The sequence below is a fragment of the Pseudomonas sp. NPDC087690 genome (assembly GCF_044743175.1).
Taxonomy (GTDB): Bacteria; Pseudomonadota; Gammaproteobacteria; order Pseudomonadales; family Pseudomonadaceae; genus Aquipseudomonas.
Genome location: NZ_JBIUVX010000032.1, coordinates 1 through 20,648 on the forward strand (window position 1 = coordinate 1; position 20,648 = coordinate 20,648).

The window sequence follows — 20,648 nt, forward strand, 5'->3', positions numbered from 1 at the left end:
ATTCTTCTGCTGCGGCGCATCAATTCCTCTGCATAAAGAGGTCGGCAATTATGCAGATTGCGAAAAATATTTCAACCTGCTTTTATGATTGTTTTGCCCAAGGAGCACCCGATGGACTATCGCCAGCTAGGCCGTACCGACCTGAACGTGAGTGCAATCTGCCTCGGCACCATGACCTGGGGCGAGCAAAACACTGAAGCTGAAGCCTTCGCCCAGATCGAACGGGCCAAGCAAGCCGGGATCAATTTCATCGACACCGCCGAGATGTACCCGGTGCCGCCAAAAGCCGAAACCTACGCTACCACCGAGCGCTACATCGGCAATTACTTCAAAAGTCGCGGCGACCGCGCCGACTGGATTCTCGCCAGCAAGATCGCAGGTCCGGGCAACACCATCGACTACATCCGCGACAAGAACCTGCGCCACAACCGTCAGCACATCACTGAAGCCGTCGATGCCAGCCTCAAGCGCCTGCAGACCGATTACATCGACCTGTACCAATTGCACTGGCCAGAGCGCAGCACCAATTTTTTCGGACAGCTGGGCTACAAACACAAGATCGAAGCGAACCTGACCCCGCTCGAAGACACCCTCGAAGCACTCGACGAGCAGGTAAAGGCCGGCAAGATCCGCCACATCGGCCTGTCCAACGAAACACCGTGGGGCACAATGCGTTTTCTGGCGCTGGCCGAAGCCCGTGGCTGGCCGCGCGCGGTGTCGATCCAGAACCCGTACAACCTGCTCAACCGCAGTTTTGAAGTGGGTCTGGCGGAAATCGCCATCCGCGAACAGTGCGGCCTCCTCGCCTATTCGCCGCTGGCGTTCGGTTTCCTGTCAGGCAAGTACGAAGGTGGCGCTCGTCCACCGAAGGGCCGCCTGAGCCTCTACAGCCGCTTCAGTCGCTATTTCAATGCGCAATCGGAAGCAGCGTGCAGCCGTTATGTGGCGCTGGCCCGTGAACACGGTCTGGATCCGGCGCAAATGGCATTGGCGTTCGTGACGCAGCAACCGTTCGTCACCAGCAACATCATTGGGGCGACGACGCTTGAGCAACTGGACAGCAACATCGACAGCTTCGACCTGAAGCTGTCGGATGAAGTGCTGGAAGGGATTGAGGCGATTCACAAGGATCATCCGAATCCTGCGCCTTGATTGATTCATAGACCCAATCGCGAGCAGGTTCACGCCTACAAGGGAACGCATTCCAAATGTAGGAGTGAGCCTGCTCGCGATAGCGGTCTGAAAGTCACCAGAATTTCAAAGCGACCGCGCAATGATCTCCTTCATGATTTCATTGGTGCCGGCATAGATCCGTTGCACCCGCGCATCCGCCCACGCCCGGGCCACCGGGTATTCCCACATGAAGCCGTAGCCACCATGCAATTGCACGCACTCGTCGAGCACCTTGCATTGCAGGTCGGTGCCCCAGTATTTCGCCATCGCCGCCGTCGGTACGTCGAGCTTGCCTTGCAGGTGCAGCTCCAGACACTTATCGACGAAGACCCGACCGATCTGAATCTCCGTGGCCATCTCAGCCAATTTGAATCGGGTGTTCTGAAAGTCGGCAATCGCCTTGCCAAAGGCTTTGCGATCACGGGTGTAATCCAGCGTCCACTGCAATGCCGCTTCGGCTGAAGCCAACCCACCGATCGCCACGGTCAGGCGCTCCTGCGGCAATTCCTGCATCAGATAAGCGAATCCGGCCCCAGCCTGACCCAAGAGGTTTTCCTTCGGCACACGCACGTCCTGGAAGAACAATTCCGACGTATCCTGGGCCTTCATTCCGACCTTCTCCAGGCGTTTGCCCTTCTCGAAGCCCGGCGTGTTCGCTTCGACCAGAAACAGGCTGGTGCCCTTGGCGCCGGCCTTGGGATCAGTCTTGGCGACAACGATCACCAGGTCTGCGAGAAAACCGTTGGTGATAAAGGTTTTCGAGCCGTTGATCACATACTCGTCACCGTCCAGCACAGCGGTGGTTTTCACGCCTTGCAGATCGGATCCCGCGCCCGGCTCGGTCATGGCGATGGCCGTGACCATCTCGCCCGAAACCAGTTTCGGCAGGTATTTGTGCTTCAGCGCTTCGCTGCCGTAATGCAGGATGTAAGGCGCGACGATGTCGGAATGCAACGAGAAGCCGATGCCGGTCAGGCCCAGCCGACCGACCTCTTCGATCACCACGGCGCTGTAGAGAAAGTCCGCGCCCAGCCCGCCGTACTCCTCCGGAAGGTGCGAGCAAAGCATCCCCGCCTCCCCTGCCTTGTTCCACAGCTTGCGGTCGATATGGCCTTGTTTCTCCCATTGCGCGTGATACGGCACGGCCTCTTTCTCAAGGAACGTTCGTACGCTGTCGCGAAACAATTCGTGCTCGGAGCTGAACAAGGTTCTGGGGATCATGCGGCACCTTACCTTCTTGTTGGAGGATTATGGCCTTCAGAGACTAAGCCTCCCCTCTGACACAGGACACTGGACACATCCGACAAAAAATAAGACGATCCAGCCGTCTGGTGACCACTTTCCCTTATAAAAACAAAACAAAAGTTGAATTATGTCCAAGCAAGTCTCCACGCCCTTGCGGCGCGTCAGCATCCTGGCAATCGACCGGGTTTTCGCTTACACCCTCATGCAGGCCAAGGATTTTTTCCATGTGGCCAGCCTCCGTTACGGCAAACAACTGGGCCACGGCCTGACGCCGGCGTTTGAAACACGAATCGTCAGTCCCGATGGCAAACCGGTGAAAAGCTTCAGCGATGTCGTCATGCCGGTGGATGGTGGTCTGGAAAACACCGATATCATCATCCTCCCGGCGTTCTGGGATGATTTCGAGACCTTGTGCAGCCGTTATCCACAGATCCTGCCTTGGCTGCGCGAGCAACATGCCCGCGGCGCTGTGCTGTGCGGCGAAGCCACTGGCGTGTTCTGGCTGGCCGAAGCCGGGTTGCTCGATGGCAAGGAAGCGACGACCTACTGGCGTTTCTTCAATGCCTTTGCCGAACGCTTTCCGAAGGTCTACCTCAATCAGGACAAGCACCTGACCGACGCCGATAACCTTTACTGCGCCGGCGGCACCACATCGGCCTGCGACCTCTATATCTACCTGATCGAGCGTTTCTGCGGTGCCAACGTGGCGCAAGCCGTGGCCCGCGACATTCTCTATGAGGTGCAGCGCAGCTATGCGCCGGGGCGTATCGGTTTCGGCGGGCAGAAGCTGCATCAGGACGTGATCATCCTGCAGATTCAGCACTGGCTCGAAGAGCATTTCGCCGACAAGTTCCGCTTCGAAGACGTCGCCCGCGAGCATGGCATGAGCATCCGCAATTTCATGCGGCGCTTCCAGACCGCCACCGGCGACAAGCCGCTGCACTACCTGCAACGGCTGCGCATCGAGACGGCCAAGGGCCTGCTGTCCGGCAGCCGCAAGAGCATCAAGACCATCAGTTATGAGGTCGGTTACGACGATGCGAGTTTCTTTGCGCGGTTGTTCCGCCAGCACACGGAGCTGTCGCCGAACCAGTATCGGCAGCAGTTCCAACAGGCTGCGTAGCCCTCTGCCCATACACAAACCCATTGATCGTTCCCACGCTCTGCGTGGGAATGCTGCCAATGGACGCTCCGCGTCCGCCCCGGAATGTGACGCAGAGCGTCACGGTATGCATTCCCACGCGGAGCGTGGGAACGATCAGTGTGCGCGGGCCGGTGAATTCGAGATAAAAAAGGGCCTGCAATCGCAGGCCCTTTTACTTTGCCGATTCTGTTTAAGGCTTGTGCGCCCGCGACAGGAACTCGTGCGATTGCATCTCCAGCAATCGGCTCAACGTGCGCTGGAACTCGAAGTTCAAACGTCCGCCGGTGTACAGATCCTTCAGCTCGACTTCAGCAGAAATGATCAGCTTGACGTTACGGTCGTAGAACTCGTCGACCATGTTGATGAAGCGGCGAGCGATGTCGTCGGTGGTGACGCTCATCTGCTCAACACCGCTGAGCAGCACGGCGTGGAAGATTTTGCCCAGCTCAATGTAATCGTTCTGGCTGCGCGGGCCGTCGCACAGTTCGCGGAAGTCGAACCACGCCACGTCGTCGCAAGTACGCAGGGCGCGGATCTCGCGGTTTTCGATGATCAGTACATCGTTCTCGACCGCGGCAGTGCATTCCGGCGTCAGTGCCTTGAAGCTCTTGCGCAGGCTTTCGTGAGCGGCTTCATCGAGCGGATAGTGGAACAGCTCCGCTTGTTCGAGGTGGCGCAGACGGTAGTCGACGCCGCTGTCGACGTTGACGATCTCGGTGTTCTGCTTGATCAGCGCAATGGCTGGCAAGAAGCGCGCACGCTGCAGACCGTCCTTGTACAGGCCATCCGGGACGATGTTCGAGGTCGCGACCAGGGTCACGCCATTCTTGAACAGCTCTTCCATCAGCGTGCCGAGGATCATCGCGTCGGTGATGTCGGAAACGAAGAACTCATCGAAGCAGATTACCCGCGACTCGGTCGCGAAGCGCTTGGCGATGATGGTCAGCGGGTTTTTCTCGCCGCCGAGGGTTTTCATTTCTTCGTGCACGCGCTTCATGAAGCGGTGGAAGTGGGTGCGGGTCTTTTCCTTGAACGGCAGCGCTTCGAAGAAGGTGTCGACCAGGTAAGTCTTGCCGCGACCTACGCCGCCCCAGAAATACAGGCCCTTGACCGGCGTCTGATCCTTTTTGCCGAACAGTTTGCTCAGCAGACCCGGCTTGTTCTGATCGGCGGCGATCAGATCCTCGTACAAACGCTGCAAATGACGCACAGCAGTTTCCTGCGCGGCGTCATGGAAGAAGTCCGGGCGTTTCAGATCAGCTTGGTATCGTTCTAGGGGCGTCATAATTCGTTAGCAAGGCAACAAAAACGGGCCGTCACTGTAGCGACGGCCCGTAGGAATGGCAATCGGCCCTTGGTCGGGTCGTGCCGCCGATTAGTCCTGAACCGGGGTCAGCGCGACGCGCAAAGCCTCGATGGCCGCGTCCCGCGCAGCAGCGTCGGCGAACGCCGGGCTGTCACCAACGCACTCGCCTTCCAGCCAGACGCTGAAGCTCAGGTCTTCGCTGCGCACGTCCAGCGGCTGACCGGATTGCAGTTGCTTGGTCACCTGGCCTGCGGTTTTGCCGTCGGCGAAGTTGCGCGACAGCAGCAGTTGCTCGCCATCAGCCGCCAGCAAACGGAAACGGAAGCTGCCGTCGTCTTCGCGGAAGCTGACGAAACGCGCGGCTTTCGCGGCTTTCTTCTTGGTGGTCGCAGCAACCTGAACCTGATTGACGAAGGAGCGCAGGCCAACGGCTTCGCGCAGTTCGTTGAGGAACGGCGTTGCCACGGCGCGGGCCTTCTTGGCACCGATCTGCAGAATGTCTTCCAGATCCGCCGGGCGCTCGATCAACTGGTGATACTTGTCGCGCGCTTCGCCGAGATCGTTGTCGAGCAACTGGAACAAACGGTTCTTCGCCTCGCCCCAACCCAGACCGCCCAACAGTTCGCTGCGGAATTCGTCAGCCTGCGCCGGCGTGGCAAACGCCTGGAACAGCGTGAACAGGTGCGAATTGTCCGGATCCTTGGCTTCGCCTGGCGCTTTGGAGTCGGTGACGATCCGCGAAATCGCGTCCTTCATCTCTTTGGCGCTGGAGAACAACGGGATGGTGTTGTCGTAGCTCTTCGACATCTTGCGACCGTCGAGGCCTGGCAACGTCGCCACGCTTTCTTCGATCAGCGCTTCGGGCATGGTGAAGAATTCTTTGCCCTGACCGAACAAGTGGTTGAAACGTTGGCCGATGTCGCGGGCCATTTCCACGTGCTGGATCTGGTCACGACCGACCGGCACCTTGTGCGCGTTGAACATCAAAATGTCCGCCGCCATCAGCACTGGATAGCTGTAGAGACCCATGGTGATGCCGGCGTCCGGGTCTTCACCGGTTTCGACGTTTTTGTCCACCGACGCCTTGTAGGCGTGCGCGCGGTTGAGCAGGCCCTTGGCCGCGACGCAGGTCAGCAGCCAGGTCAGCTCAGGGATTTCCGGGATGTCGGACTGACGGTAGAAGGTCACGCGGTCGACATCGAGGCCACCGGCCAGCCAGGTCGCGGCGATTTCCAGACGCGAGCGCTGGATGCGCAGCGGGTCATCGCATTTGATCAGGGCGTGGTAGTCGGCAAGAAAGTAGAACGAGTCGGCATTGCTGTCGCGGCTGGCAAGGATCGCCGGGCGGATGGCGCCGGCATAGTTGCCCAGGTGCGGCGTGCCGGTGGTGGTGATGCCGGTGAGGATACGGGTACGGTTCGTCATGGGTAATCGCTTGTCAGACTGCAATCAATTCGAGAGACGCGGCAGGATCAGATCCTTGAGATCGGTCAGCTTGCCATGAAAAAAGTGTCCGCATTCTGCCACTTTCAGCAGCTCATGGGGGCGCTGGAGTTTTTCCGACCAGTCGTAAACCAGTTGCGGATCGATGACTTCGTCGGTTTCCGGCTGGATCACCGTGAGTTCGCCGTGTTGCGGCAGTTGATCCTGCTCGCCAAGACGCATCACCGCCGGCGCGACCATGAACAGGTGCTTGAGCTGCACGCCTTGCGCTTCGAGACGGCCACCGAGACTTGCTGCAACAAATCCGCCGAAGGAGAAACCGAACAAGGTCAGCGGCAGATCCGGGTATTTCTCGCGCAACCACTTGGCGGCTGCCTGGGCATCGTCGACTTCACCGGTGCCCATGTCGTGGGAACCTTCACTGGCACCCACGCCGCGATAGTTGAAGCGCAAGGTGATCAGGCCGGCGTCGCGCGCGGTGCGCTGCAGGGTCGAGACGACCTTGTTGAGCATGGTGCCGCCCTGCACCGGGTTCGGATGGCAGATCAGCGCGATGCCGATTGGCTGCTCGTTATCCAGGTACAACGCTTCGATTTGGCCGACGGGGCCGGCAATCACTACAGGGGTTTCACGCATCAGCAAGGAAGGAACTCCGTGACCTCGAATCGGGTCGACTCGTCTAGCAAATTGTCTGTGCCAATCTATTGCGAGTGAATCGCGGTATACAGCGCAGGTTCGAGCCGGTAACTTAAAGCAAAGCGGTTTTTCGAGGAAGGACTCGTGGAACACTCGCTCTTAGTTTGGTTGTTACCGACTCTTGCCCTGGTTGTGGGTGTCGCCATTGGATTCCTGATCGCGCGCGTTGCGCCGAACGCCGCGCCGAGCCGTACGCAGCGTCAACTGGATGATATCCAGGAGCGTTTCGACAGTTATCAAAACGAGGTGGTCACCCACTTCAACAGCACCGCGATGCTGGTCAAGAAGCTGACCCAGAGCTATCAGGAAGTGCAGGATCATCTCGCCGAGGGTGCCAATCGTCTGGCCCTGGACGAGCAGACCCGCCAGCGCCTGATCGCTGCCCTGCACGCTGACGCGGCGCAGGCGCCACGTGAACGCCTGACGCCACCGCGCGATCAGGAGCCGCCACGCGACTACGCACCGAAGACGCCGAACTCACCGGGCATGCTCGATGAGCACTATGGCTTGAAGAAGTAATCAGTCTTCGCTGACAAACAAAAAGCCCCCGGACAGTGATGTGTCCGGGGGCTTTTTTGTATCTGATAGTTTTGTGCGGCCGACTTGATCGCCATCGCGAGCAGGCTCACTCCTACATTTTGAATTGCATTCCCCTGTAGGAGTGAGCCTGCTCGCGATGAGGCCAGCACAGTCCCCACACAAAAATGCCCGATCACCAGGACCGGGCATTTCTTCATTCAGGCAAGCGCTTATGGATACTGCTGAACAGTGCCCGGCTGTTGCTGCTGACCACCATACTCCTGGCCCGGAATCGCCTTCAGGTTGACTTCAACCCGACGGTTCTGCGCCCGGCCATTGACGTCGCCGTTGCTGGCAATCGGATTATCCGGACCGGCACCACGGGCCGTCAGGTTGGCACCGCTGACGCCTTGCGAGGTCAGGTAGGTCGCCACGCTCTGCGCACGACGCTGGGACAGGTCCATGTTGTGCTGGCGGCTGCCGGTGCTGTCGGTGTAACCGACGATCTCGATCTGATTCTGGTTGAACTCTTTCAGCGAGTTGGCCAGATTGTTCAGCGGTTGATAGAAGCTGGACGCGATGTTCGCCGAGTCGGTCGCGAAGGTGATATTGCCTGGCATGATCAGCTTGATCTGATCGCCCTGACGCTGCACTTCAACCCCGGTGTTGGCCATGCTCGCGCGTAGCTTGGCTTCCTGCTTGTCAGCGTAATAACCGTAACCGGCCGCCGAAGCCCCCACCACCGCCGCGCCGATCAAGGCACCTTTGCCGCGATTGTTATGGTCGATGGCAGCACCGGCCAAAGCACCGGCCAGCGCACCGAGACCACCGTACTTGGCGGTTTTGCTCATGCCTTGAGAGCCACCATCGGCCTGGCCCTGATTGTCATACGGATTAGGCGAGGCGCAGCCGGACAGCAAGGCCACGGCGGTAGCGACAATAATCAAACGACGCTTGGTGAACATGGAGAGCTCCTACTTTTGCATTCTATGACGGCCATTTTTGGCAATGGACCTGTGCGGGCGTTGGATCATGACAATGCACAAAAATTCCGCCGGGCACTCGTGACAAAATATTTACGCCCGCACAAAAGGGTTCTCGCGCATTTCATCGCCCAACCGTGTATCCGGACCGTGCCCGGTCACCACTGTTGCGTCTTCGTCCAGGGTATACAGCCGCTGTTTGATCGAACGCACGATGGTCGCCTGATCGCCGCCCCACAAATCCGTACGTCCTACGCCACGACGAAACAGCGTGTCGCCGGCAATCAACAGCTTAGCCTCGGAAAACCAAAAGCTCATGGAACCGGGGGTATGTCCCGGCGTATGCAGGGCCACGCCGCAACCACAGGCTAGTTCTTCATCATCGTTTAACCAGCGATCTGGCGATGGCACCGGAGTGTATGGCACACCGAACATCTGACACTGCATCTCGAGGTTGTCCCAAAGAAACTGGTCTTCCTTGTGCAAATGCAGGGTCGCGCCGGTTTTTTCCTTCATCTGCCCGGAAGCAAGGAAATGATCGAGGTGCGCGTGGGTGTGGATGATGCTGACCACTTTCAGGCCATGCGCATCGAGGCGCGCCATGATCAGGTCAGGGTTGCCGCCCGGGTCGACGACAATGGCTTTTTTGGTCAGCGGGTCGCCGATGATCGTGCAATTGCACTGCAACGGGCCAACAGGGAAGGTTTCGCGGATCAGCGCTGGTTTTGCAACAGTCATGGGCAATCCTGAGCCAAGGTTCGAAGCGGCAGATCGGCGATTTTACCGCCGTTAGATCATTAACCCCAGCTCCTTTGCGCGCGCCACGGCTTGGGTGCGCCGCTCGACGCCCAGCTTGCTGTTGATGTGGCTCGCATGGGTTTTCACCGTGTGCAGTGAAATGAACAACTGCTCGCTGATCTCCTGGTTGGAACAACCTTGGGCGATCAGTCGCAGCACCGCCAGCTCACGACTGCTGAGCTGTTCTGCTGCCGGACACTCGGGCACCGGACGGGTTGTAGACGGGGCAATGTGTTCGAGCAATTGCTGGCCAACCGGGTTCGACACGTTAGCCGCCAATTGCCCGCGCACCCAGTCCGGATGTTCCTTGAGCAAGCCATCGAAGGGTTGCAGCACACCGCCCGCTGCGGCATCCAGCGCCAGGCTCAAAGTCTTGCGCGCTTCCGGCTCGCGACCACCGGCCAGCAGCAACGCCACTTTCTGCGTCAACGCCATCACACTGAGCAACTGGCGGCCGGTTTGCTGGCCGTTTTCATGCAACACGTTCAACCGCCCTTCGGCGAGCATCGGTTGCCCTTGAATCATGTCGAGCAGTGCCTGTTGCAGCTCGACATGCAAGGGCAACTGCGGATGAAATTCCGGTGGCGCGGCAGCACGTTCGCCGGTGTAGGTCTGGCCCAGTCGCGCCAGCCAGGCTTCGGCCAGATCGGTGCGGCCCTGGGCCAGCCACAGTTCGCATTTGACCAGCGTGATCATCGCCAGATAGTAGATCGGCGGCACGTCCCAGATATGCATCAGCCGTTCGGCTTCGGCCAATTCCGCAAAAGCACCGGCGAACTCGCCTTTGGCGCCATCCAGCCGGGCGATCACACAATGGCCGATCAACACGCTGATATCGCGACAGGCGCGCGCCTCTGCGATCCCGCTCAGCAGGCGCCCGCGCGCGGCCTGGGGTTGCAGGCGCATCGCCAGCAGAAAGCCCTCGTATAACGTCAGACGCGCACGTACGGCGTACAAACGTTGCGCCGACAACCCGCGCAAGCGCTCCAGCCCTTGGTGCACTTCCGTGAGCGCACGGAGAATTTCACCTCGCGATTGCAGAACCCGCGCCCGGTCGTAATGCGCCAATGCTTCAAACAAGGGATTGCCGACCCGCTGCGCCAGTTCAAGGGATTCGCGGTTCAAGCCCCGCGCGCGCCACAGATCGCCATCGGCAATGGCCAGATTCGACAAGGTCGACAAGCACATCAACCGCTGACCGTAGCGCTTGGCCGGCAGGCTTTCGAGCGCTTCGCTGCAATAGCGCAGCGTCAACTCTCGATGCCCGCGTCCGCGAGCAATGATTCCGCTGAGTGCCAGCCATTGCGCCAGCATCGACTTTTGCGCAGTGGCAGAAGGCGCTGGCAGAAAACGGCTCAGATGACTGGACAACTCTTCGGCGGCATCGAGCTGACAGGCCAGCCCCAGCGCCCAGCTGTAGAGCACGATCAAGCGTGGCGTGCTGATCAGCAGACTGTCGGGCAAATCCATTTTCCAGCGCAGCAACATGCCGATGTTTTGCTCGGCAAGCAGTTGTTCTTCGGAGAGGTTCTGCACCAGATTCGCTGCCACGTCGAGATGGCCGGCGCGCAAGGCCTGCTCCACCGCTTCGTCGAGCAGCCCCTGCGCGTTGAACCAGCGGCAGGCGCGCAGATGCAGGGTCGCCGGCGGCACCATCGCCTGCGCGATCGGACGACTGCGCAGCAAGTCGGAGAATAAATGGTGATAGCGATACCAGTGGCCATGCTCGTCCAGCGGCACCAGAAAGACTTGGTGTGCGAGCAGGAAACGCAGGATTTCGGCACTGTCATGGGCTTCGCGCACGGCATCGCAGAGTTCGCTGCAAAAGCGCTCCTGTGGCGCCGTGTCGTAGAGAAATGCCTGCACTTCGGCCGGCAAACAATCGATGACCTCTTCCAGCAGATAGTCGCGGATCAGCCCTTCCCCGCCGTTCAACGCTTGCGGCAACACCGCATCGCTGCCGGCCTCGGCCACCGCCAGCAGCCAGAAACGCAAACCCGCGACCCAGCCTTCGCTGCGCTGAATCAGGCTTTCCAGGGCTTCACCGCGCAGAGACGTGCTGTGCCGATCGAGCAGGCTCAGTGCTTCGTCGCGGGTCAGGCGCAAATCCTGTTCATGCAATTCGAGCAACTGTCGCGACAGGCGCAAGCGCGCCAGATGCCAGTCCGGTCGCTGTCGGCTGGTAACCATGACCAGCAGGCCATCGGGCAAATGATTGAGGAAGAATTGCAGGCAACGGTCAAGAACCGGGCCTTGAGCGAGATGGTAATCGTCGAGCAACAGCAGCAACGGCGCCGCCGGATCAAGTTGCAGCGCCAGTTCGTCGAGCAAGCCATCGAGCCATTCCTCGAAGGCAAATGGCTGATGCCGTTGGCGCATTTTCAGCAGGCCCAACGCGCGGCTGCCCAACTGTGGAAAGTAGTCCTGCAGGCCTTCGAGCAAGCGTTCGAGAAACCGCCCCGGGTCGCTGTCCCGTGGGCTCAGACCCAGCCATAAACTTTGCCAATGCGCCGGCAGGCTCTGACAAAACTCCACCGCCAGCGAACTCTTGCCAAACCCGGCCGGGGCGCTGACCAGCAACAGTCGCCCACCGAGCCCGGCTTGCAGGCGCTCGCAAAGTCGTGGTCGCAGCACGTATCCGTCGGGGAGTGGCGGGCGAAAAAAACGCCCGTCCAATGCCGTGACGGCAACACTTGCGGGACCCGGAAGTGGGGACAGATCAGTCATGGCCGGCTCTTGTTCGAATTGCTGTTGGCGGCGTTGCAGATGTCCGCAGACTAGCCTTAAACGAAGAGGGAATGAAGGTTGCTGCTACAAATGGCTACAAAAAAGCTACACAGCGCCGACAAAAACCGGCATCACCGCTACATCGCGCCCCCCCGATGAACCCCTGTAGGAGCTGCCGCAGGCTGCGATTTTTTGACGTTGTTTTGCCCCCTCTCAAAAAAAGCAGGATCAAAAGATCGCAGCCTGCGGCAGCTCCTGCACAAGCAGGGAAATCTGATCGAAAAAAAACGCCCCGAACCAGTCGGGGCGTTTTTCACGAGGATGCGGCCTCGGGTTTACAGCGGTTTAGCGGACGCCATCCTGCCGCAGGGCGGCTGGAGTGAAATCGCTGGTGGTAGCAGTGAAGCCGAAGTCATACGCACTCTTCTCTTCGTTCTTCATGCCCAGAGCCAGATAACGGCCGGACTGCAGGTCGTAGAGGGTTTCCAGGGCGTACCACGGCACTTGCTTGTCGTAGTAGTTCTCGGCATGCGCCTCGGCCACACGCCACAGCTGACCACGACCATCGTAATGGTCGATCACCGCGGCTTGCCAGGTGTCTTCGTCAATGTAGAAGTCACGCTTGGCGTAGATGTGGCGCTGACCTTCCTTCAGGGTCGCGACCACATGCCAGACGCGGCGCAGCTCGTAACGCGCCAGATCCTGGTTGATGTGACCGGCCTTGATGATGTCGGCGTATTTCAGCTTCGGATCGTCGAGCTTGTAGCTGTCGGAGGCGATGTACATCTCTTTCTTGCCTTCGAGCTTCCAGTCGTAGCGATCCGGTGCACCGTTGAACATGTCGAGGTTGTCGGAAGTACGCAGGCCATCCGCCGCGGTACCCGGGCCGTCATAGGACACTTGTGGCGCGCGACGCACGCGGCGCTGACCGGCGTTGTAGACCCACGCTGAGCGCGGTTCCTTCACTTGGTCGAGAGTCTCGTGCACCAGCAGCACGCCACCGGCCAGACGTGCCGGCGCGGTCACTTTCTGCTTGAAGTAGAACAGGATGTTGCCCGGATTCGCCGGATCGTAGTCCTTCATCTTGTCGCGGAACACGAACTGATCCTGGAAGTACACCAGGCTGTACGAGCCGTTCGGTTGCGGCGTGGCCTGAGTCACCAGACGGGTCACGCTGCCGCCGCGATAGCGGGTGATGTGGTTCCAGATGACTTCCACACCGGTTTTCGGAATCGGGAACGGCACGGCGGTATCGAAGTTTTCCAGACCGTTGCCGCCGGACACCAGATTGGTGGTGGTGGCGTTTTTCTTGATGGCGGCGAACACGTCATCCGGCACGGTCGCACCGCGATGGGACGGATACACCGGCATCTTGAAGGTGTCCGGGTAACGCTTGAACATCGCGTACTGCCCCGGCGCGAGTTTGTCCTTGTACTTGTCGACGTCTTTCGCCGTGATGGTGAACAGCGGTTGCTCACTGGCGTATGGATTGGACAGGAAACCCTTGCTGTCGACCGAGCCGGCATTCTTCGGCAGTGGCTTCCAGGCAGGAATGGAACCATCGGCATTACCAGCCATTTCGGCGCCCATCGGCGTCAGGCTCTTGCCCAGTTTGTCGGCTTCGGCGGCAGGTACCGCGGCCATGACACCGGTCGCCAGCAGCGACAGACCCAGAACACCGGCGTGGAACAGACTCTTTGTTATTTTCATATGTGTGTTCGTCCTGAAATGCAGTGCTTAGAAGTTCACGCCGAAGCTGAGCGCAACGAAGTCGCGATCATCCACGGTGGTGTACTTGCCATCGAAGAAGTTGGTGTAAGCCAGGCTCGCGGTGTAGGTGTTCTGGTATTCCGCGTCGACACCGAGGCTGACAGCCTTGCGACCTTCCTCGAAGTTGCCGCCAGGGCCAGGCGAGTAACCGCTGACGTCGTGGGACCAGGCCACGTTCGGCTTGAGGTTCACACCGGCGAACACGTCGTTGTATTCCCAGATCGCACGACCGCGATAGCCCCAGGAAACCGATGTGGTGAAGCCGTCATTGTCGCAATTGCGGCTGCGGTTGTTTTGCGGCGACCCAGGCCCTGCACCGTTGATGGTGCTGGCGTTGAGAATGTTGGAGCAGGTATTGATACCGCCAGTGGCCGGCAACTCACCCGGGCCATACACGGGATCGCGGCCATAACGCATGTCGGAACGGCTTTCCAGCCCGCCGACATAGGTCGCACCGACTTCACCGACCAGGGTCAGACGGCTGGCGCCCATGACCTGATCGAAGAAGTGCGTGAAGGTGGTCTGGATCTGGGTGATTTCCTTGCGTTCGTAACCGTGCAGATCCTGACCCGGCACGCCGTTGAGTAGCGAAGCGTTGGTCAGTGCACCGCCCAGTGGACGTACACCGGCAAACAGGATGTCGGTGGAGTTCAGCTGCACCGGCGCATTCGGACGGTAGCTGATCTCACCGCTCCACGCAGTGCCCGTAGGCAGGGTAGTGGAGAAGCTCAGGCCGTAGAGACGAATGTCTTCAGGGTATTCAATGAAGTATTGCGAGTTGCCCGCGACCAATAGGGGTGCGAGTGCGGCAAAAGGCCCCGGCAGCCCGCGCGCCGTGTTGTAGACAGATTGCGGCGCACCGGTGGCACTGAAGATCGGCGCACGGCTGTGGTAGTTCATGAAGTAGGCACCGAACTCGGTGTCCAGCGGTTCGTACATGTACTTGAAGGATGCGCCCCACTGGCCGCTGTCACGGGCATCGCGGTCGCCGCCACGGCGTACCAGAACACCTTCTTCGTTGACGTTGACGCCGTTGGCGGCCAACGGCCCCAAGGCGACGGCCGGAATCTGCGAACGTTTGTTCAGCACGCGCAGGTTGTCGTTGCAACCGTCGGCAACGATGTCCGGCTGCGAGAAGAACGTGCCGCAGTTGTCGACGACGGTCTGGTCCCATTCCAGTTGATAGAACGCTTCGGCCGAGAGGTTCTCGGTGAGACTCTGGGACACATAGAACATGTTGACCGGGATCAGGCCTTCCTTGATCTCGGCACCCGGACGACGGAACGCCGACACGTCGATCGGGTTGATCGAGTTGATGCCGCCGCCGATGAAGGTACTTTCACCCCAGCTCACGACCTGCTTGCCCAGACGCACCGAGCCCGGCTGATCGGCAACCGAATAGTTGTGATAGACGAAGGCGTCGAGGATCTGCCCGCCGGACGACTTGGCGCCTTCCTTGCGGTTGCTGTCACTGATGTCCTTGAACTGTCGGCTTTCGTCCTTGAGTTCGAAGTCGTACCAGTATTTGCCACGGACGAAGACACCGGTGTCGCCGTATTTCAGTTCAAGGTCATGGATGCCCTTGAAGATTTTCGAGAAGGTCTCGCCGCTCTTGAAGTTGGCGTGGCCGTCATCGGAGGTCTGCGACAGGCCATGGCCGCCGTTGTTGACGCCGATGAGGTTCTTGTTCGGGCTCTGAGTAGACCAACTGGCACCGATCGACAGAGAAGAGTCGAACTGGCCTTCGATTTCACCGACGTTGAAACTGACGCCGAATGCGGGCCCGGCGAGCGAAGAGGCAATGCTGACCGCCAGAGGCAGTTTTGCCCGGCGCCAGAACTGGTTTACTGAGGTCATCGACGCTACTCCATGTGCATTATTGTTATGGCAGTGAGTACTTTTAAAAACGCTGTGGAAGACCGGGCGCCAGGGCTGCCCGAAATCATTCCAAAGTTGCTCGCCCCGTTCAGTGCGTGTGCTCCGTTCTTAAAAATCCTTGAGCGGACTATAGCCAGCAGGTGGTACTGCTTGATCCCTCTAAAGTGTGATTTGCAGCTGCCGGCCACTCTGGAACAGTCCTTTCGCCAGTCCGACACATGTCGGCACGGCAAGGATGGCTGAATTTTTCGATTTCACAAGGCAAGCGCTTGCTTGGTGGGCCTGGCGCGCCGTTTTCGGCGCGCCGGCAGACACTTAAAGTGTCGAGAGGAAGGTACTGTTGTTAGCCTGCCATTCGGTGATGTCGAGGCGGATGCGCTTCTTGTCGAGCTTGCCGACACTGGTCTTGGGAATTTCGGTAACAAGGGCGATCTGACTCGGAATCGCCCACTTGCTCAGGTGCCCCAATTCCACAAATGGCTTGAGGTGTTCCTTGAGTTCGCGCGCCCCGATCACGTGCCCTTCGCGGATCACCAGCAGGGCAAACGGCCGCTCGCCCCACTGCGGATCGGCAATGCCCACCACTGCTACTTCGCGTACCGCGACGTGTCGGCTGATCAGGTCTTCGAGGTCCAGCGAGGAAATCCATTCGCCGCCGGTCTTGATCACGTCCTTGATCCGGTCGCGGATGTCGATCACGCCCATGCTGTCGAGCGTGGCGACGTCGCCGGTGTGCAGCCAGCCTCCGGCCCAGAGCTCGGCGCCCTTCTGCGGTTCGTTGAAATAACCTTCGGTCAGCCAGGGTGCGCGCAGCACCAGTTCGCCCTGGGTTTCCCCATCTGCCGGGAGAAAATTACCTTCAGTGTCGACGATCGCCGCTTCCACCAACGGCCCAGGCACACCGGCCTTGATCCTGTAGGTGGTGCGTTCATCTTCTGTGCCGGCCATCAGTTCGTCGTTTAGGTGAGCACAGGACACCAGCGGGCCGGTTTCCGACATGCCGTAGGCGGCGGTGAGCTGAATGCCACGGGCCTTGGCGGTTTCATACAAGGTGCGGTTGAGTGCGCTACCGCCGATGACGATTTTCCAGCCACCGAAATCGGTGCTCTGCGCGCCTTTGGCGTTGAGCAGCATTTGCAGGATGGTCGGCACACAGTGAGAGAAGGTGACCTTTTCCTTGCGCCACAACTCCACGAGAAACTCCGGGTCGTAGCGCCCCGGGTAAACCTGTTTGAGCCCGAGCATGGTTGCCACGTACGGCAGACCCCAGGCGTGGACGTGGAACATCGGGGTGATCGGCATATACACATCGTTGGTGCCAAGCAGGCGTACGCTGTCGATCGAGCCCATGATCGTCGACACGCCCATGGTGTGCAGCACCAGTTGCCGATGGGTGAAGTACACGCCTTTCGGGTTGCCGGTGGTGCCGGTGGTGTAGAACGTGGTGGCGACGGAATTTTCGTCGAAGTCCTGGAAATCGTACTGCGCACCAGCGGCGGCCAACAGTTGCTCGTACTCGCCGACCAGATTCGGCAAGTCGGCAGTTTTCTCCGGCAGATCGGTCAGCAGCAGGGTTTTCTCGACCGTGGTCAGGTGCGGCGCGATCGCCTGATACAGACCGACGAACTCGCTGTTGACCAGCACAAAGCGGTCCTCGGCGTGGTTCATGGTGTAGAGGATCTGTTCCGGCGACAGACGCACGTTGATCGTGTGAATCACTGCGCCAATCATCGGAATCGCAAACATGCATTCCAGATAACGGTGGCTGTCCCAATCCATCACCGCCACCGTGTCACCGGCCTTCACACCGGCCGCCGTGAGCACATTGGCCAGGCGTGCCACCCGTTCGATCAGCGTCGGGTAGCTGTAGCGCAACTGGTCACGGTAGATGATCTCGCGGGTTTTCTCGTAACGGGCGCCGGACATCAGCAGCCGTTTGATCAGCAATGGATACTGGTAGGCCCCATCGGCCGGGGGAATGACGCGAGTCTGCAACATAAGAATCCCTTTTCTGACTGCACGGTGTTGGCGTAGAGATTGGTACTCTAGAACCCTTATACGCCAGCCAAATCAGCCAAAGGAATGATTTGCAAAGCCGTACAAATGCTAGCTTTGCGCCAGCATTTGCCGGTTTTCATCATTTGTCAGGCGGTTTGTCCTACAGCCTCTTCAGAAGGCGTGCGTGGGAAAACCACCGCAGCGAGGAAGGTCAATGCGCCGAAGCCCGCGAGAATCAAATACAGGCCTACGAAACCTTGGCGCGGTTCGACATAGGAAATCAGCGGAATCGCCGTGGCGCTGGCGCCGAACGATAAACAGTAACGCAGGGCGAAGATTCGCGATTGCCATTGCGGGGCGACGAAGTTGGCAACCATCGCATCGTTCACTGTTACCTGACCAAACACCACGAACATGAACGCTGCCCCAAGGGCGATCACCGCCCAGCCATCGGCGTATGCCAGTGCAAACAACAGCGGCGCCTGACACAGGGTCAGAACAATGAACGGCCATTTCAGGCTGAGGCGGTGCAGCACTCGGCCGATGCTCAACTGCGCGACCGCACCAAAGGCATAGGCCAGGCTGACAACCACGCCAAGGGTTTGCGGCGAAGCGAACAATTCATGCAGACGTTCCTGGAACAATTTCGGATAGGTCATGGTGGTGGCGTTGAACACTACGCCGCCAGTGGCCGTGGCCAGCGCCAGCACGCCGAACACCATGACCATCGAAATGCGCTGACCGGCGGCGCCTTTGAGCGGCGTGTGCGGGCGTTTCGGGATCGGTTCTTCTCGCACCTGCAAGGCGAAACCGACGCCCAACACAATCGCCACCGCGCCCGGTAACAGAAATGCCGAACGCCAGCCGAGCTGCGCCACCAGCAAGCCGGTGATCAGCGCCGAAAACGCCACGCCCAGATTGCCCCACATGCCGTTGATGCCGATTTCACGGCCACGGTTTTGTGCATAAGCGACCAACATCGCCGTGCCGACCGGGTGATAAATCGCCGCAAAAATACCGATCAGGGTCAGGCCGATCACCAGCATGGTCGGGCTGTTACTCAGGCCAGTGAAAATCGCCGAGGCGCCGATGCCGAAGAAAAACACCAGCATCATCTGCCGCCGGCTCCAGTGATCGCCCAGCCAACCGGCGGGTAGCGAGCAGGCCCCGAAAGCGATGAAACCGCCCAGCGACAGGCCTATCAGCGCGGCATAGTCGAGGCCAAAGGCCTGGGTCATGCCGAGCACGGCGGCGGGAAAGATCAGCATGAACATGTGATCGATCACATGGGCGGCGTTGATATAGCGAATGACGTTTCTGGATTGATTCATGGCGGCACGCTTTACGTTGTTGTGTGCCGCTTATGCTAAGTTGGCGAAAAAGCGCATTCCTGCCAAACAAGTCATCGAATCCGACATGTTGATCAGCCACTTCGAACACGGCCCGGTGAGCGCCTATCCCCGGGATTATCTGGACGGCGCGCACCAGCCGTTGCACCTGCATCGCGAGGCGCAATTGTTGTATGCCGTCAGCGGGATCATGCGCGTGGTCACGCAATCGGGTGCGTGGGTGATTCCGCCCAGCCGTGCAGTGTGGATTCCGCCCGAGGTGGCGCACGAGATTTTCATGAGCGGCGATGTGCAGATGCGCTCGCTGTTCATCGCGCCTGCGCTGTCGCCCGCCAGCCTGCAACAATGCTGCGTACTGGCCGTGACGCCACTGCTGCGCGAGCTGATCCTGCGTGCCGTGCAAGGGCCGCCGCATGCCGACAATCCCTTGATCCAGCAACTGATGCTCGAGGAGCTCGCCAGTCTGGAAAACCTGCCGCTGCACATTCCGATGCCGACCGATCGGCGCCTGCAGAACATTTGTCTGGCGCTGCTGCACACCCTGGATCACCCGAACACGCTGGAAGACTGGGCACAGCAGGTCGGCGCCAGTTCACGCACGTTGGCGCGGCTGTTTCAGCAACAAGTGCAGATGAGCTTCAACGCCTGGCGCCAGCAACTGCGCCTGATGGAAGCCCTGCCCCGCCTGCTCGCCGGGGACAGCGTGCAGCGTGTGGCGCGGGATTTGGGTTACGGCAGCGCACGGGCGTTCAGCGCGATGTTTCGCCGCTTGCTCGGGGAAAATCCCCGCGAATACCTCAATCACCTGAGCAAGCTCAGCGAGCTTGTGTAGGAGCTGTCGAGTGCAACGAGGCTGCGATCTTTTGACTTTGTTTTTTAAGATCAAGATCAAGATCAAAAAATCGCAGCCTTCGGCAGCTCCTACACAGTAGGATCAATGCATCTCGGTAAACGCGATTTTCACGCCGAGAGCGATCAGCACCGCGCCCATGGTGCGGTCGAACCAGTGACCCATGCGGGCGAAACCGGCACGTACGCGCTGCTGGCTGAACAACATCGCCACCAGACAGAACCAAATCGCAGTCGCGACCGCCAGGTAAATACCGTAACCGGCCTGCACCGCCAGCGGCGTATGCGGGTTGATCACTACCGTGAACAGCGACAGGAAGAACAGCGTGGCTTTCGGATTCAGACCGTTGGTCACAAAGCCCGAGGTGAACGCGCCGCGAGCCGTGCGTACGCCGGCCTCCTTGTGCAGATCGTCAGTTACGGTTTTCGCCGGCTGCGCACGCAAGGCCTTGAAGCCGATGTACAGCAGATAAGCCGCAGCGGCCCACTTCAAGGCGTTGAACAGCACGATCGACTGCGACACGATCAGGCCGATACCGAGCAGCGAATAACCGACGTGCAGGAAAATTGCCGTGCCCACGCCCAGTGCGGTCCAGGTGCCGGCGCGGCGACCGTGGGTCACGCTCTCGCGCACCACCACGGCAAAGTCCGGGCCGGGGCTGGCCACGGCCAACAGATGGATCAGTGCAACGGTCAAGAACTCGGTCCAGTACATGGGGGCTCCTTTCGGCCAAGCGTATCAATTTGTTTCATCTGGTAGGCTCGGCAGA

At 59.6% G+C, this 20,648-nt stretch carries 16 protein-coding genes; 4 read left to right on the top strand and 12 right to left on the bottom strand.

The features are described from left to right. Window positions 1-111: 111 nt before the first annotated feature. Window positions 112-1,152, top strand: coding sequence for an NADP(H)-dependent aldo-keto reductase (locus ACIPIZ_RS22635; RefSeq protein ID WP_401167566.1), 1,041 nt, complete (start codon window positions 112-114; stop codon window positions 1,150-1,152). Window positions 1,153-1,257: 105 nt separating this feature from the next. Here the strand turns inward: ACIPIZ_RS22635 and ACIPIZ_RS22640 are convergent, their stop codons facing one another. After that, window positions 1,258-2,394 carry an acyl-CoA dehydrogenase family protein gene (locus tag ACIPIZ_RS22640; protein ID WP_064392876.1) on the bottom strand — a complete coding sequence of 379 codons (1,137 nt, stop codon included), beginning with the start codon at window positions 2,392-2,394 and terminating at the stop codon, window positions 1,258-1,260. A gap of 250 nt (window positions 2,395-2,644) precedes the next feature. Here ACIPIZ_RS22640 and ACIPIZ_RS22645 point away from each other — a divergent pair, with 250 nt between their 5' ends. Beyond that, window positions 2,645-3,541 carry a GlxA family transcriptional regulator gene (locus ACIPIZ_RS22645; protein ID WP_177330986.1) on the top strand — a complete coding sequence of 299 codons (897 nt, stop codon included), beginning with the start codon at window positions 2,645-2,647 and terminating at the stop codon, window positions 3,539-3,541. A gap of 211 nt (window positions 3,542-3,752) precedes the next feature. On the opposite strand, the gene zapE is transcribed toward ACIPIZ_RS22645, so the two are convergent. The 3 genes from zapE to ACIPIZ_RS22660 form a co-directional block, all read right to left on the bottom strand. Then, window positions 3,753-4,847: a cell division protein ZapE gene (gene zapE / locus ACIPIZ_RS22650; protein ID WP_038361044.1), complete on the bottom strand. Its 1,095-nt coding sequence runs from the start codon at window positions 4,845-4,847 to the stop codon at window positions 3,753-3,755. Window positions 4,848-4,937: 90 nt separating this feature from the next. Next, window positions 4,938-6,293, bottom strand: coding sequence for a tryptophan--tRNA ligase (locus tag ACIPIZ_RS22655; protein ID WP_034156484.1), 1,356 nt, complete (start codon window positions 6,291-6,293; stop codon window positions 4,938-4,940). A gap of 24 nt (window positions 6,294-6,317) precedes the next feature. Next, the gene (locus ACIPIZ_RS22660) at window positions 6,318-6,947 is read right to left on the bottom strand and encodes an alpha/beta hydrolase (RefSeq protein ID WP_401167608.1); all 630 of its coding nucleotides are present in this window, start codon (window positions 6,945-6,947) and stop codon (window positions 6,318-6,320) included. A gap of 144 nt (window positions 6,948-7,091) precedes the next feature. On the opposite strand from ACIPIZ_RS22660, the gene ACIPIZ_RS22665 reads away from it, so the two are divergent. Next, window positions 7,092-7,526 (top strand): YhcB family protein, encoded by a 435-nt coding sequence (locus ACIPIZ_RS22665; RefSeq protein ID WP_064392879.1) that lies wholly within the window; start codon window positions 7,092-7,094, stop codon window positions 7,524-7,526. 230 nt (window positions 7,527-7,756) lie between these two features. Here the strand turns inward: ACIPIZ_RS22665 and ACIPIZ_RS22670 are convergent, their stop codons facing one another. The 7 genes from ACIPIZ_RS22670 to ACIPIZ_RS22700 all read right to left on the bottom strand — a co-directional run bounded on the left by ACIPIZ_RS22670 (window position 7,757) and on the right by ACIPIZ_RS22700 (window position 19,011). Further along, the gene (locus tag ACIPIZ_RS22670; RefSeq protein ID WP_253481926.1) at window positions 7,757-8,491 is read right to left on the bottom strand and encodes an OmpA family protein; all 735 of its coding nucleotides are present in this window, start codon (window positions 8,489-8,491) and stop codon (window positions 7,757-7,759) included. A 111-nt stretch (window positions 8,492-8,602) separates the two neighbouring features. Then, window positions 8,603-9,247, bottom strand: coding sequence for an MBL fold metallo-hydrolase (locus ACIPIZ_RS22675; RefSeq protein WP_064392881.1), 645 nt, complete (start codon window positions 9,245-9,247; stop codon window positions 8,603-8,605). Between the two features lie 51 nt (window positions 9,248-9,298). Continuing rightward, on the bottom strand, window positions 9,299-12,034 hold the full coding sequence (locus tag ACIPIZ_RS22680; RefSeq protein WP_401167572.1) for a LuxR C-terminal-related transcriptional regulator: 2,736 nt from the start codon (window positions 12,032-12,034) through the stop codon (window positions 9,299-9,301). Window positions 12,035-12,379: 345 nt separating this feature from the next. Next, window positions 12,380-13,744 carry a DUF1329 domain-containing protein gene (locus ACIPIZ_RS22685; protein ID WP_095050635.1) on the bottom strand — a complete coding sequence of 455 codons (1,365 nt, stop codon included), beginning with the start codon at window positions 13,742-13,744 and terminating at the stop codon, window positions 12,380-12,382. A 27-nt stretch (window positions 13,745-13,771) separates the two neighbouring features. Further along, on the bottom strand, window positions 13,772-15,661 hold the full coding sequence (locus tag ACIPIZ_RS22690; RefSeq protein ID WP_064392884.1) for a DUF1302 domain-containing protein: 1,890 nt from the start codon (window positions 15,659-15,661) through the stop codon (window positions 13,772-13,774). 336 nt (window positions 15,662-15,997) lie between these two features. After that, window positions 15,998-17,680, bottom strand: coding sequence for a fatty acid--CoA ligase (locus ACIPIZ_RS22695; RefSeq protein ID WP_401167575.1), 1,683 nt, complete (start codon window positions 17,678-17,680; stop codon window positions 15,998-16,000). A 146-nt stretch (window positions 17,681-17,826) separates the two neighbouring features. Further along, complete coding sequence (locus tag ACIPIZ_RS22700) at window positions 17,827-19,011, bottom strand: MFS transporter (protein ID WP_105708792.1); 1,185 nt, start codon at window positions 19,009-19,011, stop codon at window positions 17,827-17,829. Between the two features lie 85 nt (window positions 19,012-19,096). Between ACIPIZ_RS22700 and ACIPIZ_RS22705 the strand changes: the two genes are divergently transcribed. Further along, on the top strand, window positions 19,097-19,861 hold the full coding sequence (locus tag ACIPIZ_RS22705; RefSeq protein ID WP_401167611.1) for an AraC family transcriptional regulator: 765 nt from the start codon (window positions 19,097-19,099) through the stop codon (window positions 19,859-19,861). A 102-nt stretch (window positions 19,862-19,963) separates the two neighbouring features. On the opposite strand, the gene ACIPIZ_RS22710 is transcribed toward ACIPIZ_RS22705, so the two are convergent. Next, the gene (locus ACIPIZ_RS22710; RefSeq protein ID WP_007912807.1) at window positions 19,964-20,593 is read right to left on the bottom strand and encodes a LysE family translocator; all 630 of its coding nucleotides are present in this window, start codon (window positions 20,591-20,593) and stop codon (window positions 19,964-19,966) included. Between the last annotated feature and the right edge of the window lie 55 nt (window positions 20,594-20,648).

Coding starts and splice junctions, on each gene's coding strand:
- ACIPIZ_RS22670 (WP_253481926.1), bottom strand. CDS start 8,491: ATGTTCACCAAGCGTCGTTTGATTATTGTCGCTACCGCCGTGGCCTTG.
- ACIPIZ_RS22685 (WP_095050635.1), bottom strand. CDS start 13,744: ATGAAAATAACAAAGAGTCTGTTCCACGCCGGTGTTCTGGGTCTGTCG.
- ACIPIZ_RS22690 (WP_064392884.1), bottom strand. CDS start 15,661: ATGACCTCAGTAAACCAGTTCTGGCGCCGGGCAAAACTGCCTCTGGCG.
- ACIPIZ_RS22710 (WP_007912807.1), bottom strand. CDS start 20,593: ATGTACTGGACCGAGTTCTTGACCGTTGCACTGATCCATCTGTTGGCC.
- ACIPIZ_RS22640 (WP_064392876.1), bottom strand. CDS start 2,394: ATGATCCCCAGAACCTTGTTCAGCTCCGAGCACGAATTGTTTCGCGAC.
- ACIPIZ_RS22700 (WP_105708792.1), bottom strand. CDS start 19,011: ATGAATCAATCCAGAAACGTCATTCGCTATATCAACGCCGCCCATGTG.
- ACIPIZ_RS22695 (WP_401167575.1), bottom strand. CDS start 17,680: ATGTTGCAGACTCGCGTCATTCCCCCGGCCGATGGGGCCTACCAGTAT.
- ACIPIZ_RS22635 (WP_401167566.1), top strand. CDS start 112: ATGGACTATCGCCAGCTAGGCCGTACCGACCTGAACGTGAGTGCAATC.
- ACIPIZ_RS22655 (WP_034156484.1), bottom strand. CDS start 6,293: ATGACGAACCGTACCCGTATCCTCACCGGCATCACCACCACCGGCACG.
- ACIPIZ_RS22660 (WP_401167608.1), bottom strand. CDS start 6,947: ATGCGTGAAACCCCTGTAGTGATTGCCGGCCCCGTCGGCCAAATCGAA.
- ACIPIZ_RS22680 (WP_401167572.1), bottom strand. CDS start 12,034: ATGACTGATCTGTCCCCACTTCCGGGTCCCGCAAGTGTTGCCGTCACG.
- zapE (WP_038361044.1), bottom strand. CDS start 4,847: ATGACGCCCCTAGAACGATACCAAGCTGATCTGAAACGCCCGGACTTC.
- ACIPIZ_RS22705 (WP_401167611.1), top strand. CDS start 19,097: ATGTTGATCAGCCACTTCGAACACGGCCCGGTGAGCGCCTATCCCCGG.
- ACIPIZ_RS22675 (WP_064392881.1), bottom strand. CDS start 9,247: ATGACTGTTGCAAAACCAGCGCTGATCCGCGAAACCTTCCCTGTTGGC.